Origin of the sequence: Corynebacterium camporealensis, assembly GCF_000980815.1 — a bacterium.
Lineage (GTDB): Bacteria > Actinomycetota > Actinomycetes > Mycobacteriales > Mycobacteriaceae > Corynebacterium > Corynebacterium camporealense.
On sequence record NZ_CP011311.1, the window covers coordinates 2,033,910 to 2,048,035 of the forward strand.

Genomic DNA, 14,126 nt, shown 5'->3' on the forward strand with positions numbered 1-14,126 from the left:
TCGCCTCTTGAAAAAGGACCCGGGGTTGCCCTCGGGTCCTTTTTGGTGCCTAAAAGTTGGAGTGCTCGCCTTCCATGACGACGCGCTGGTCGCCTTCTTCGACGCGGCCCAGCTCCCACGCATCCACGTGGCGGGCGGTCAGCATGGCGAGAACGCGCTCGCTGTCTTCCGGCGCGACAACGGCAATCATGCCCACGCCCATGTTGAAGGTCTTTTCCATCTCTTCCAACGAGACCTTGCCGACCGAGGAGATGGTCTTGAAAATCGGACCCGGGGTCCAGGTCGAGCGGTTCACCTTCGCCGACAGGCCTTCCGGAATGACGCGCTCGAGGTTGCCCGCGAGGCCACCACCGGTGACGTGGCAGAAGGTCGAGACGTTGCACTCGGCGGTCAGCGCGAGGCAGTCCTTGGCGTAGATGCGGGTTGGCTCCAGCAGCTCCTCGCCTAAGGTGCGACCGAATTCCTCGGTGTAGCCGTCGAGAGGCAGGCCGGCCTGCTCCAGCAGGACGTAGCGAGCCAGGGAGTAGCCATTGGAGTGTAGACCCGACGAGCCCATGGCGATCAGCACGTCGCCGTCGCGGACCTTATCCGGACCGAGAATGCTATCGGCCTCAACGACACCGACGGCGGTGGCGGAGACGTCGTACTCGTCCTCGCCCATGACGCCGGGGTGCTCGGCGGTCTCGCCGCCCAGCAGTGCAGCGCCTGCCTGGACGCAGCCTTCAGCGATGCCCTTGACGATTTCCGCGACCTTCTCCGGCACTACCTTGCCAACAGCCACATAGTCCTGCAGGAAGAGCGGCTCCGCACCGCAGACGACCAGGTCGTCAACACACATAGCGACCAGGTCGATGCCGATGGTGTCGTGCTTGTCCATCGCCTGCGCCACAGCCAGCTTGGTACCCACGCCATCGGAGCCTGCAGCCAGGACGGGCTCTTTGTACTCGCCCAGCTTGAATAGGCCGGCAAAGCCGCCGAGGCCGCCCATGACCTCCGGGCGGGTGGCGCGCTTGGCGTGCGGGGCAAACAGGCTGACGGCGCGGTCGCCTTCTTCGATGCTGACACCTGCAGCAGCGTACGTATTCTCACTCATGGTGTATCAGTTCCTTTGAAAAGTTCTTAGTTGCCCTGCAGCGTGCGCACGGCCTCAGCGTTTGGATTACCGGCAGGCAGACCCAGCGGGTAGTGGCCGTCGAAGCAGGCAGCGCACAGCTCGTTGCGCGGCTGCTCGGTGGCAGAGACCATCTCCTCGACGGACACGAAGCCCAGTGAGTCAGCGCCAATGGCATCGCAGATGGTCTGGCAGACGACCTCGGGGTCATCGGAAGGATTAGCGTTCGCAATCAACTCACCTGGCGAGGCGAAGTCGATGCCGTAGAAGCAAGGCCAGCGCACTGGCGGCGACGCGATGCGCACGTGCACCTCGGCAGCACCGGCCTCGCGCAGCATGCGAATCAACGCGCGCTGGGTGTTACCGCGCACAATCGAATCATCCACGACGACAAGCTTCTTGCCCTCGATGACTTCACGCAGCGGGTTGAGCTTCAAACGGATACCCAGCTGGCGCAGCGTCTGCGTCGGCTGAATAAACGTACGGCCCACATAGGCGTTTTTCACCAAACCGTGGGCAAAGGTAATGCCAGATTCACGCGCATAGCCCACCGCAGCCGGGTTGCCGGATTCCGGCACCGGGATGACCAGGTCGGCGTCCTCGGCCGGGTACTGGCGCGCCAGGCGGCGACCAATCTCCACGCGGGTCGCATTCACAGAGCGGCCCTTGATTTCAGTGTCGGGACGGGCCAGGTAGACGTACTCGAAGACGCAACCATGGCGGACGGTCTCGGCGAAGCGCTCAGAGCGGATGCCGGCGGCATCGATAGCTACGAGCTCACCGGGTTCAATCTCGCGGATAAACTGCGCGCCGACGATATCCAGCGCACAGGTCTCCGAGGCCACGACCCAGCCCTGCGGCAAACGGCCCAGGCACAGCGGACGCACGCCGTGCGGGTCACGCGCGGCGTACAGCGTCTTGCCATCAGTAAAGGTCAAACAAAAAGCGCCCTTCACACGCGGCAGGAACTCCAACGCGGAGTCGAAGACGGTCTTGTCTTCGGAGACTCCATCGGCAAGCAGGGTGGACATGCACATCGAGTCAGAGACATGCTCCTCGTGCGGCTTAATCAGCCCGCGGTCGATGGCCTCCTGACGCAACTCCAGGTAATTCACCAGGTTGCCGTTATGGCCCAAGGCGATGTCCACGCCGGTGGCGGAGGTACCGAACATCGGCTGCACGTTGGACCACTCTTTGCCGCCCGCAGTGGAATAGCGGGTATGTCCTACGGCGACGTTGCCCTGCAGCGAGCCCAAAATCGACTCGTCGAAGATGTTGGATACCAGGCCCATGTCTTTGAAGACCACGATGCGATCATCGTCGCCAACTGCGATGCCCGCGGCTTCCTGTCCGCGGTGCTGCAGTGCGAAAAGGCCGAAGTAGGTCAGTTTGGAGACTTCCTCCCCGGGAGCCCATACGCCGAATACGCCGCATTCTTCCCGTGGCTCGGTCTCATTCTGGTCGTCGAGGTTAGTGAAAGCTACCACGCACTACATCCTAGTCGTTTACAGAAGGGGAAACTAACGGAATGATGGGGATCCAGTCGGATACTTCGGCGGCGCGGGAGCCGGAGGCATCGATAAGCGGTGCTGCCTCGGCCCAACTTTTGTGCCCGGTGGCCAGCTGCAACCAGGTCAGCGGGTCCATTTCCACCACATTCGGTGGGGTGCCGCGGGTATGGCGCGGGCCCTCGATGCACTGCACGGCAACAAATGGGGGTACTCGCAGCTCCACAGAATGGCCAGGCGCGTCGGCCTCTAAGGTGCGGGCGGTGCGGCGGACGGCATCGGCAAGCAGGGCACGACCAGGCTTTTCGATGCCCACAGGGTCAGCAATCCAGTCCGCAATCGCCATCACTGCCGCGCGGGTTTGCGCAGGATCTACACGTTTTTTCATACTCACCATTTTATCGGCTGCTAGTTTGTAACCCATGGCTGATGCATCCAACCCCAAGTCCCCCTCTGTCACGCTGCGCTTTATGGCCTCGCCGACTGACCAAACCCTGGCTGGTGCCCAGGGCATCGGCGGCGGCCGCGTCCTGGAATGGATCGATAAGGCAGCGTATGCGTGCGCTGTGCAGTGGTCCGGCCAGTACTGCGTGACCGCGTACGTGGGCCACATTCACTTCACTCGTCCGATTCCGTCGGGGCACATCGTGGAGGTGCGCTCGCGCATCGCGATGACCGGGCGTTCCTCGATGCACATCGTCAACGAGGTGCTTTCTGCCGACCCGCGCGAGGGTATTTTTACCCGCGCGTGTGACTGCCTGGTGGTCTTCGTGGCCAAGGACGCTGTCACCGGTATGGCTACCCCGGTGCCGCCTTTCCACCCGGAGACCGACGAGCAGCTGCGCGTTGAGGAAGCCGCGAAGTCGCGCGTGCAACTGCGCAAGGCCATTGAAGCGGAGATGGAAAAGCAAACCTACGACGGGCCTTCCGATGCCCCGCGCATGGTCAACCGCTTCCTCGCCAAGCCAACCGATGTGAACTGGGGCGGCAACGTCCACGGCGGCACCGCGATGGAGTGGATCGACGAGGCCGGTACGGCGTGCACAATGGAGTGGTCCGGCGAGCATACGGTTGCGATTTACGCCGGTGGTATTCGTTTTTATAAGCCGATTTCCATTGGCGATCTGATTGAGGTCGACGCGCGCATGATGCGCACCGACCGTCGCTCGATGCAGATGTCGGTGCACGTGCGTTCCGGCAACCCGCGCGGGGGCCGTGAAAACCTGCAAAACGCTATCCACGCCACGATTACCTATATCGGCATGGATAACGATTGGCAGCCCACCGCCGCACGCCAGTTCACCCCGCGCACGGAGGAGGATGTTCGCCTGGCCGAGCACGCTAACGTGCTGCGCGAGCTACGCGGCCAGTACTCGCCGAAGCCACTGGTGGTGGCGCCCACCAACCAACACATCGACTAGGTCGATGTGCCGCGGGTTGGTTCGCTGACTAGTCAGCGACCGTGACCCGGACGTGGAGTTTCTCCGGCTTCTTGGCCGAGCGGAGCTCTAGTCCATCGGCGGCGTAGATGGCCGCCTTGGCCGGCAAGATGACCGGCTTGTAGAAGTCCGCATCGATGCGGCACGACGCCGGGATGCGGCCTTCGGCGAAGGCGAGAATGCGCGCGAGCGAGTACATGCCGTGCGCAATGGTATTGGGGAACCCAAACGCCTTCGCGCCCACCTTGGAGACGTGGATGGGGTTTTTGTCGCCGGAGGCTTGGGCGTATTCCTGAACATCGGCAGGTGCAAAGCGCAGCTGGGCTACGGCGGTGCCGGGGTCCTCGGCGGGGCTGCCGGTAATGCGGCAGGAATCTTCGCCGCGGGTGCGCACGGAGACTGGGGTGCCCTTGCTAAACGATGCCCCCACCGACAAAAAGCTCGACACCTGCTCCCACACGACTTCTTCGCCGACGCGCAGACGCGAAATCATATCGATGACCAAGCCCTTGCGGTGCGGGCGAAGGTTTTCGGCGTGGGTTTCGAGGGTGAATTCTTCATCGATAAGCGCAGGCCTGTGTTGGCGGATGGAATTAGAAAGATGGACTGCGCCCATTGCGGGGAAAGGAAATCCCGGGGCATCCATCACCTTGATGGCCAGCGGAAACGCCAGCACAAAGAGGTAAGACACCGGCAGTTCGTTGGCTAGACGGAGTCCGGTGGCGGTGGTGTAGGCGGCAAGGTGGTTCGGGTCGACGCGCAGGCCGGTCACGCGGAAACCGTGGACCGGGTCGTCGACTTTGTCGGGCTTGCCACCCGGGCGCACGGCCTTGAGGGCCTGAGCGCGGTAGAGCTGACCCAGCTCCGGAATTGCATCGAGTTCAGTAAAAGTGGTCATTTAAGCTCCCATCACGTTCTGGCCGCACACGCGCACGGTGTTGCCCGTGACGCTGCGGGAGGCGGCGGAGGCGAAGTAGGCGACGGTCTCGGCGACATCGATAGGCAAACCGCCCTGCTGCAGGGAGTTCAGGCGACGGCCGACCTCGCGCGGGCCGGTGGGCATCGCGGCGGTCATGTCGGTTTCGATAAAGCCCGGGGCGACGGCGTTGATGGTGGAGTTGCGCTCAGCCAAAGGTTTGCGCAGGGAGTCGACCAAGCCAATGATGCCGGCCTTGGTGGTGGCGTAGTTGGTCTGGCCACGGTTGCCGGAAATGCCCGCCATGGAGGACACACCGATGACGGAGGCGCCCTCGGCTAGCACGTCGCGCTCCAGTAGCTCGGATGTAATGGTGACCGGCGCCTGCAGGTTCACGCCGAGCACCTGGTCCCACTGCCCTTCGTTCATGTTGACCAACAGCTTGTCGCGGGTAATACCGGCGTTGTGGACGATGACGTCGATCTTGCGGCCGTAGCGCTCCTCGGCGTGCTCGGCCAGACGCTGCGCGGCATCCGGAGAGGTCACATCGAGCGGCAGCGCGGTGCCTTTGACCTTGTTGGCTACTTCGCTCAGCGGCCCACTCGCCGGCGAGATGTCGACGCAGATGACGTCCGCACCATCGCGGGCGAGCACCTCGGCAATAACGGCACCGATGCCGCGTGCGGCGCCGGTGACGACGGCGAGACGGTTGGCCAAGGGGGCATCGTTAAGCGCGGCGGCACCGCTGCCCACCCTAACGACCTGGCCATCAACGAAGGCGGACTTGCCAGAGAGGAAGAAGCGGACGGTGGACTCGAGGTCCGCAACCTGCGCATCCGGGGCGGCGTAGACCAGGTTCACGGTGCCGCCCTTGCGCATCTCCTTAGCCAAGGAGCGGGTAAAGCCCTCCAGCGCGCGGGCGGCGATGCTCGCCTGCACGCCCGAAGCCTGCTCCGGGGTGGTGCCAATAACCAGCAGGCGCGAGCTGGACCCGAGCTTTTTAATCTGCGGGTGGAAGAAGTCATAAAGCTCGCGCAGCTGCGCCGGGGACTCGATGCCGGTGGCATCAAAGACGGCCGCGGAACGCTGTGAATCCGCGCTCGCCTCCAGGAGCTGATAGTCGATCTGCAGGGCCTCGCGCAGGCCGTCTGACAAACGACCCGAACCCCCAATCACGACCGGTCCGGCTAGTGGCGGTTCGCCTTCTTGATAGCGACGCAGCGGTGCGCCCTGTGGGATACCAACCTTGCCCGCGAAGCGGGAGTTAATCAGCGTTTCTGCAAGTGAGGCATTCCTCATGTTTTCTCCTTCTTTCGCGTGAACATTCGCGAGATTCGATATTTTAGGTGACATTGCTTACAGTACAGGTTAAGCTATGTGGTGCAACACACGAATGGCAATTCGTTAAAAATTTTACCCCGAAGGAGCCGGACATGACTAACACCTCCCGAGTCGCCGTACTCGGCGGCAACCGCATCCCCTTTGCCCGCTCGAATAAGCAGTACTCCAAGGCCTCGAACCAGGACATGCTCACCGCAGCTATCGATGGCCTGGTCGCCCGCTACGGCCTGCAGGACGAGCGCCTGGACCTTGTCGCCGCGGGTGCGGTGCTCAAGCACTCCCGCGACTTCAACCTCACCCGCGAGTGCGTGCTGGGCTCAGCACTAAGCTCTAACACCCCCGCGCTCGACGTGCAGCAGGCCTGCGGTACCTCACTTGCCGCCGCGGTCGCCGTTTCCGATGCGATTGCCCAGGGCCGCATCGACTCCGGCCTGGCCGGCGGCACGGACACTGCGTCCGATGCCCCACTGGCGCTCAATGACCAGATGCGCCGCACCCTGCTGGATTTAACCCGCGCGAAGACCGTCGGCCAGCGCGCCCGCCTGGTCGGTTCCCTGCGCCCGGACCAGCTGGTTCCGGAACAACCCCAGAACGCGGAGCCGCGCACTGGCTTATCGATGGGCGAGCACGCCGCCATTACCGCCCGCCAGTTCGGCATTACCCGCGAGGCGCAGGACGAACTCGCTGTGGCCTCCCACCACCGCCTGCACGAGGCGTGGGAGTCCGGGTTCTTCGACGACCTGGTGACCTCGTATCTGGGCGTGCAGAGGGATACGAACCTGCGGCCGGATACGGACATCGATAAGCTGGCCAAGCTCAAGCCAGTCTTTGGCAAGCGCGATGCCGACCAGCACGGTGCGCAGGCCACCATGACCGCGGGCAATTCGACCCCGCTGACCGATGGTGCCTCCGTGGCGCTGCTGGGCAATGAAGACTTTGCTCAGCGTCACAACCTCGAGCCACTGGCCTACCTGGTCGATACCGAGACCGCCGCAGTCGATTTCGTGCACGGTGGCGAGGGCCTGCTCATGGCCCCAACGCATGCCGTACCGCGCCTGCTGGAGCGCAACAACCTCACTCTGCAGGACTTCGATTACTACGAAATCCACGAAGCTTTCGCCTCCCAGGTATTGGCCACGTTGAGCGCCTGGGAAGACGACACCTACTGCCGCGACGTGCTTGGCCTGGACGGTGCGCTGGGTTCCATCGACCGCGACAAGCTGAATGTCACCGGCTCCTCGCTGGCTGCTGGCCACCCGTTCGCCGCCACCGGTACTCGCATCCTGGCCACCGCAGCGAAGCAGCTCAAGGAAGCTGGCGGCGGACGCACTCTCATCTCCATTTGCGCTGCCGGCGGGCAGGGCATCACCGCAATCTTGGAACGCTAAACCACCCATAGGAAGGAATGAACCATGTTGCTCAATAAGAATAAGAAGGAAAACGAGTTCGCCCCTGGTGTGGACGGCCCTGACAACTCCACTCCTGCGGAGATTCGCCCGGACCATGCCAAGGCAGAGCCCAACAGCCCGGCGCGCCTGCCGATGAAGCCAGACCCGGCCATCGTGCCTGAGCTGCAGGCTCTCCTGGAAGGTGAGAACCCGGAGTTCCGCGCCCGAATGCGCGAGTTTGGTGAGAACCCTGACCTCTATCCGCGCTCGGATCTGCCGCTGGAGGAACAGCGCCGCCACACCATGGAAGGCGTGCGCGCGGTCGGAGAGGAAGGCTACTTCCTGGCTGGCTTCCGCGAGGAAAACGGCGGTTCCTCCAACCCGCGCGATGCGCTGACCACGCTGGAGGCGCTGGCGTCTATCAACGGTTCGCTGGCTATTAAGTCCGGCGTGCAGTGGGGCCTGTGGGGCGGCGCAGTGGACCAGCTGGGCACCGAGCGCCACTCCGAGTGGGCGCGCAAGGCAGCGAGCCTGGAGGTGCCGGGCTGCTTTGCGATGACCGAACACGGCCACGGCTCCGACGTCCAGTCCCTCGAGACCGTTGCGACCTACGACGTGGAGACCCAGGAATTCGTCATCGATACCCCGCGTGATTCCGCGGTGAAGAACTACATCGGTAACGCCGCTGCCGATGGTCGCGCAGCGGCCGTCTTCGCGCAGCTGGTCACTCCGGATTCCGATGGCCGCTCCAACGGCGTGCACTGCTTCATCGTCCCAATTCGCGACGAAGAGGGCAACGCCCTGCCAGGTATCACCATTGGCGACCACGGCCACAAGGGTGGCTTGGTCGGTGTGGATAACGGCACCCTTGCCTTCGACAAGGTCCGCATCCCACGTGAGAACCTGCTCAACCGCTTCGCGGATGTGGACGAGAAGGGCCACTACTCCTCGCCGATTAAGAGCAAGAACGCCCGCTTCTTCACCATGCTGGGCACCCTGATTCGCGGTCGCATCGCGGTCTCCGGTGCTGCGGGTGGTGCAACGCAGGCATCGCTGGATATTGCGGTGCGCTATGCCAACCGCCGTCGTCAGTTCCCGGGCGCTACTGGTCATGAAAAGAAGCTCATTGACTACCGCTCGCACCGTCGTCGCCTGCTCATCCCGCTGGCGCGCACCTACGCTCTCCAGCTGCTGCAGAACCAGATCCTGGACCGCTACCACGAGCAGGTGCAGCAGCAGAACAGCGGCGCATGGTCGGTGACCGAGCCGAACGAGGAGCAGAAGTTTGCTTCCCGCGAGATGGAGTCGCTGGCCGCAGCGATTAAGTCCGCGCAGACCGCGCATGCGAATAAGACCATTCAGGAGTGCCGCGAGGCCTGCGGCGGTGCTGGTTACATGAGCGAGAACCGCCTGACCACCTACCGCGCAGATGCTGACGTGTATGCCACCTTCGAAGGTGACAACACCGTGCTCATTCAGATGGTCGGTAAGAACCTGCTGACTGCGTATGGCCGCGATATGTCGGATATGTCCCCGTGGGATACGGTGCGCTACGTGGCTGAGACCGCCGGTGATGTCGTGCGTCGCCGCACGGGCTTCACCACCCGCCTGCAGGGCATTCGCGACCTGGTGACGGCGGAGGAGAATCACTCCCTGTTTGAGGCCAACTACCAAGCACAGCTTATCGATGACCGAGCCCAGTCCGTCCTCAAATCCTTAGTCCGCCGCGTCGCCCCGGCGCGCTCTGCGGACAAGGTGCAGGCCGCCGCCATCATGAACAAGGTCCAGGACCACCTGATTGCTGCTGGTTGGGCTCGCGTGGACACCCTGCTGGTCCAGGCCATGGTGGAGGCCGAGGAGAAGCTGGAAGAAGGCTCGCAGGCACGCAAGGTCTTTGAGCAGCTGCGCCACCTGTTTGTCTTTGACAGCATCGTCCAGCATGCAGGCTGGTACCAGGAGCACAACATGCTTCCGGCCAGCCGCGTGAAGGCAGCGCGTGCTGCGATTAATGACCTGGTCGACTCCCTGGCACCGTGGTCGGTCGTGCTGGTGGATGCCTTCGGCATTCCGGCAGAGGCCTCCAACGTGCCGATGCTCAACAGCTCGGGCGTGGACCCGAAGCGGGACTAGACCACAACCATCCAGATGGCCACGAGGTGCACCACCGCGGCCGCAATGGTCGCGGTGTGGAAGTGCTCGTGGTAGCCGTACCACCGAGCATTACGGCCCGGCCACTTCAGGCCGTAGACCACCGCACCGAGTGAGTAGATAACGCCGCCGGCAAACAGCAGCCACACCACGGCTGGGCCGGCGGCGTTCCATAGTGTCGGCAGCAGTGGCAGAATCAACCAGCCGAGTGCTAGGTAGACCACAACGTCGAGCCAGCGCGGGTGGTCAATCCACACCAGGTTCAAAATCACGCCCAGAATCGCACCGGCCCACGCGGTGCCCAGCATCCAGGCGGCCGTGGCGGGTTCAAGAACGATAAGGCACAGCGGCGTATAGGTCGAAGCGATAAAGACCGCGATGGTGGCATGGTCGGCACGCCGCCACCACTGCACTGCCCTCGCCGTTGGCCAGGGCCAGCGGTGATAGAGCGCAGAGACGCCAAATAGGCCCACCAGACCCACGCCATAGACAGTGACGCCGAGGGCTTGGGCCCAGGGCAGCGTCATCCAGGAATAGGTAATCAGCACCGTCGAGGCAATCACAGACAAAATCGCGGCGATGAGGTGTCCCCAGCCGCGCGTAACCGGGCGCGTGCCGCGGTCGGCGACCCAGATGGTGTGGGCAACCACACCCGGGGACTGAGAGCTCAGTTCCTCTTCTGCTGCTTTGGTTGCCTCTTCGCTATGGCGCATGCTTGGACCTTTCTCGAAGCTACGATGCCGTAAGTTTAGTTAGAGATCACAGCCGCTTCAAGGAAAAGATCACAAAAAGGCCGCAGCCCCTGGATAGGAACTGCGGCCTCAAGCGTCGTTTTTATTCGACGACGGAGTTGGCACCTACTGCGTGACCAAACAGGTCCGGCAGCGTGGTAGACCAGGCAGCAACCAGGTCAGTCAAGGCGATGTCTTCCTCGCCCAGTGTGAGGTTGCCGGAGTCGTTGGTCTCGCCAATCACGGCAGCCGGGATACCCAGCTCTGCTGCCCGAGCCAGCACGCCATCGATGCGGTCGGAAGTAGTGCCGACCAGCACGCGGGAAGCGGACTCGGAGAAAGCAGCCACGAAGGCATCCTCGTGGACGTTCTCCAGGTTGAGGTTCAAGCCCTTGCCGGTGCGCTTGACCATCTCGAAGGCAGCCACTGCGATGCCGCCTTCGGAGACGTCGTGCGCAGCAGTCAGCAGGTCATTGTCGGCGAAGAAGTCGGCCAGACGCTTCTCGTTGGCCAGGTCAACCTGCGGCGGCAAACCGGAAAGCATGTTGCCCTCCGAGCCGGCGAGCTGCTGCCAAATCGAGCCGCCGAATTCATCGCGGGTCTCGCCCAGAGCGATAACGACTTCTGGCTCGGTGCGCTTGCCCAGCTCGTGGCCATTAGCGCGGTGCACGTCATCCATTACGCCCAGCACACCGACGACCGGGGTCGGCAGAATCGGCTCTTCGCCGGTCTGGTTGTAGAAGGAGACGTTGCCGCCGGAAACTGGGATGCCGAGTTCGACGGCGCCATCGGCAAGCCCATGCACCGACTCGCGGAACTGCCACATGACGTCCGGATTCTCCGGGGAGCCATAGTTGAGGCAGTTGGTGATAGCGACCGGACGAGCGCCCGTCACCGCGACGTTGCGGTAGGCCTCAGCCAATGCGAGGCGTGCGCCCATGTTCGGATCCAGCTTGGTGTAGCGGCCAGAAGCATCGGCGGACACGGCCACGCCGCGGCCGGTTTCTTCGTCGATACGCAGCACGCCGGAGTCCGCGTGGTGGGACTGGACGGTGTTGCCGCGCACGTAGCGGTCGTACTGGTTGGTGATGAAATCGCGGGAGCACAGGGCAGGAGATGCGACGAGCTGCTTGAGGGCATCGCTAAGCGATGCTCGCTCCACACCATTGAATTCCTGCAGCTCATCTTGCCACTCCGGGCGGGCGTACGGGCGGTCGTAGACCGGGGCCTCATCAGCGATGGTGGCAGCCGGCGCATCCACGACGACCTCGCCCTGGTGGCGGATGATGAGGTGCTCGCCGGTGGTGACCTCGCCAATCTCGGCGCAGGTAACATCCCAGTGGGCACAGATTTCGCGGAACTTCTCGACGTTCTCCGGCGCCACGACAGCACACATGCGCTCCTGGGACTCAGAAGCCAGGATCTCGGCGGCGGTCATGTTCGCAGCACGCAGCGGGACGTTGTCGAGGTTAATTTCCATACCGCCATCGCCAGCTGCAGCCAGCTCGGAAGTAGCACAGGCCAGACCCGCGCCACCGAGGTCCTGAATACCGACAACCACACCGGCGTTGTAGAGGTCCAGGCAGCACTCGATGAGCACCTTCTCCGCGAACGGGTCGCCGACCTGCACGGCCGGGAGCTTGCGCTCAGCGCCGTCTTCGAAGGTGTCAGACGCCAGCACGGACACACCACCGATGCCGTCCAGGCCGGTGCGGGAACCGAAAAGCATGACCTTGTTGCCGGTACCGGAGGCAAAGGCCAGCTTGAGGTCATCGACCTTCAGCGTGCCCACGCACAGCGCGTTGACCAGCGGGTTACCGGCGTAGGACTCATCAAAGACGGTCTCACCACCAATGTTGGGCAGGCCCAGGGAGTTACCGTAGCCGCCAATGCCTTCGACGACGCCCGGCAGGACGCGCTTAGTGTCTGGGGCATCGGCTGCACCGAAGCGCAGCTGGTCCATCACAGCAATCGGGCGCGCACCCATGGCCATGATGTCGCGGACGATGCCGCCCACACCCGTCGCAGCGCCCTGATACGGCTCCACGTAGGAGGGGTGGTTGTGGGACTCCACGCGGAAGGTGACCGCATTGCCGTCTCCGATGTCGACCACGCCGGCGTTCTCGCCAATACCGGCCAGAATCTTCTCGCCCATTTCTTCGGTCATGGTCTCGCCGAAGTAGCGCAGGTGCGTCTTGGAGGACTTATACGAGCAGTGCTCGGACCACATCACCGAGTACATCGTCAGCTCTGCATCGGTCGGGCGACGGCCCAGGATGTCGCGGATGCGCTGGTACTCGTCGTCCTTCAAGCCCAGCTCGCGGAAGGGCTGATCCTGCTCAGGCGAGGTGCTCGCCTGCTCCACGGTGTCATTGTGCACAGTCATGATTAACCTTCTTCCTGCCTTAAGCCGCGGGCTGCGCGATGGCTTCGAGGGCGGACTTGAACAGACCCAAACCATCCAGGGAAGGGCCGGTGAGCATCTCGATGGCGTGCTCCGGGTGCGGCATCAAACCAACGACATTGCCGCGTTCATTGGTGATACCGGCAATAGAATTCAGCGAGCCGTTGTAGTTGTCCAGGTAGCGGAAGACGACCTGGCCTTCGCCTTCCAGGCGTGCCAGGGTTTCAGCAGAAGCCTGGAAACGGCCCTCACCGTGCTTGGACGGGATGAGGATGTGCTGACCTTGCTCGAACTGGTTGGTCCATGCGGTCTCAGCGTTCGCGACCTCCAGCACCGCATCGGTGCAGTGGAAGTGCAGGCCCTTGTTGCGGGTCAGGGCACCAGGCAGCAGGCCGGTTTCGGTGAGAATCTGGAAACCATTGCAAATGCCGAGAACCGGCATGCCCTTATCGGCTGCCTCAATGACGCTGCGCATCACGGGTGCCAGTGCAGAAATCGCACCGGAGCGCAGGTAGTCGCCGTAAGAAAAGCCGCCGGGGACCACAACGGCATCGACGCCGTGCAGGTCCGCATCCGCGTGCCACAGGTCCACGACCTGCGCACCAGCAGTACGCGCTGCGCGGGCCGCATCAACATCGTCCAGGGTGCCGGGGAAAGTGATTACTCCGATCTTGGCCGACACTTAGGCTTCCTTTCCGCTCTCAACGGAGACAACCTCGTAGTCCTCGATGACGGTGTTCGCCAGCAAAGTCGAAGCAACCTTGTCCAGGTCAGCGTCCGAAACGCTATCGTCGACTTCCAGCTCAAAGCGCTTGCCTTGGCGAACATCGCTCACACCGTTAACGCCGATGCGTCCCAGCGCGCGAACTACGGCCTGACCCTGCGGATCCAGGATTTCAGCCTTGGGCATGACATTGACAACAACACGAGTCATGAATTTTTGCCTTACTGTGTGGGGCTTAGTCTGCAGGGCACAGTTTAGCCCCGGATGGGCCAAACTCATACCTGCTTAAGACAGTAGTTCACCCCCCGCCGATGACCACAGCCTAAACAGCACATGAACTTTCGACGACACCCCGCGACAGCCCTCGCGCGATGCACTAGAACTTATCGTCGTACCCCTCATCTCTCATCCAAGGA

The 14,126-nt window shown here is 63.0% G+C and carries 12 protein-coding genes; 3 read left to right on the forward strand and 9 right to left on the reverse strand.

Annotation, left to right across the window (positions count from 1 at the left end; genetic code table 11):
* Positions 1-49 precede the first annotated feature (49 nt).
* Genes purM through UL81_RS09535 form a run of 3 tightly spaced genes read right to left on the reverse strand, consistent with a single transcriptional unit; the run spans position 50 to position 3,007 of the window.
* Positions 50-1,093 carry a phosphoribosylformylglycinamidine cyclo-ligase gene (gene purM / locus UL81_RS09525; protein WP_046453530.1) on the reverse strand — a complete coding sequence of 348 codons (1,044 nt, stop codon included), beginning with the start codon at positions 1,091-1,093 and terminating at the stop codon, positions 50-52.
* A 26-nt stretch (positions 1,094-1,119) separates the two neighbouring features.
* Complete coding sequence (gene purF / locus UL81_RS09530) at positions 1,120-2,598, reverse strand: amidophosphoribosyltransferase (RefSeq protein ID WP_046453531.1); 1,479 nt, start codon at positions 2,596-2,598, stop codon at positions 1,120-1,122.
* Between the two features lie 10 nt (positions 2,599-2,608).
* Entirely contained in the window at positions 2,609-3,007 is a 399-nt protein-coding gene (locus tag UL81_RS09535) for a sterol carrier family protein (RefSeq protein ID WP_046453702.1), read from the reverse strand.
* 34 nt (positions 3,008-3,041) lie between these two features.
* On the opposite strand from UL81_RS09535, the gene UL81_RS09540 reads away from it, so the two are divergent.
* A complete protein-coding gene (locus tag UL81_RS09540; protein ID WP_046453532.1) occupies positions 3,042-4,040 on the forward strand; it encodes an acyl-CoA thioesterase in 999 nt (332 codons plus the stop codon).
* 28 nt (positions 4,041-4,068) lie between these two features.
* Here UL81_RS09540 and UL81_RS09545 read toward each other — a convergent pair whose 3' ends face one another.
* Both UL81_RS09545 and UL81_RS09550 read right to left on the reverse strand, forming a co-directional pair.
* Positions 4,069-4,956, reverse strand: coding sequence for a MaoC/PaaZ C-terminal domain-containing protein (locus UL81_RS09545; protein ID WP_035104509.1), 888 nt, complete (start codon positions 4,954-4,956; stop codon positions 4,069-4,071).
* Positions 4,957-6,273 (reverse strand): 3-oxoacyl-ACP reductase, encoded by a 1,317-nt coding sequence (locus UL81_RS09550; RefSeq protein WP_035104508.1) that lies wholly within the window; start codon positions 6,271-6,273, stop codon positions 4,957-4,959.
* 134 nt (positions 6,274-6,407) lie between these two features.
* Between UL81_RS09550 and UL81_RS09555 the strand changes: the two genes are divergently transcribed.
* Together UL81_RS09555 and UL81_RS09560 are read left to right on the forward strand one after the other, a co-directional pair.
* On the forward strand, positions 6,408-7,703 hold the full coding sequence (locus UL81_RS09555) for an acetyl-CoA C-acetyltransferase (RefSeq protein WP_035104507.1): 1,296 nt from the start codon (positions 6,408-6,410) through the stop codon (positions 7,701-7,703).
* 24 nt (positions 7,704-7,727) lie between these two features.
* Positions 7,728-9,833, forward strand: coding sequence for an acyl-CoA dehydrogenase family protein (locus tag UL81_RS09560; protein ID WP_035104505.1), 2,106 nt, complete (start codon positions 7,728-7,730; stop codon positions 9,831-9,833).
* Here the strand turns inward: UL81_RS09560 and trhA are convergent.
* From trhA to purS, 4 genes are all read right to left on the reverse strand, one after another.
* Entirely contained in the window at positions 9,830-10,564 is a 735-nt protein-coding gene (trhA, locus tag UL81_RS09565) for a PAQR family membrane homeostasis protein TrhA (protein ID WP_046453533.1), read from the reverse strand. The two genes, UL81_RS09560 and trhA, sit on opposite strands and share 4 nt — an antisense overlap.
* A gap of 121 nt (positions 10,565-10,685) precedes the next feature.
* Positions 10,686-12,968 (reverse strand): phosphoribosylformylglycinamidine synthase subunit PurL, encoded by a 2,283-nt coding sequence (gene purL / locus UL81_RS09570; RefSeq protein ID WP_035104504.1) that lies wholly within the window; start codon positions 12,966-12,968, stop codon positions 10,686-10,688.
* A gap of 19 nt (positions 12,969-12,987) precedes the next feature.
* Positions 12,988-13,668, reverse strand: coding sequence for a phosphoribosylformylglycinamidine synthase subunit PurQ (purQ, locus tag UL81_RS09575; RefSeq protein ID WP_035104501.1), 681 nt, complete (start codon positions 13,666-13,668; stop codon positions 12,988-12,990).
* On the reverse strand, positions 13,669-13,920 hold the full coding sequence (gene purS / locus UL81_RS09580) for a phosphoribosylformylglycinamidine synthase subunit PurS (RefSeq protein ID WP_035104499.1): 252 nt from the start codon (positions 13,918-13,920) through the stop codon (positions 13,669-13,671).
* Positions 13,921-14,126: the final 206 nt, after the last annotated feature.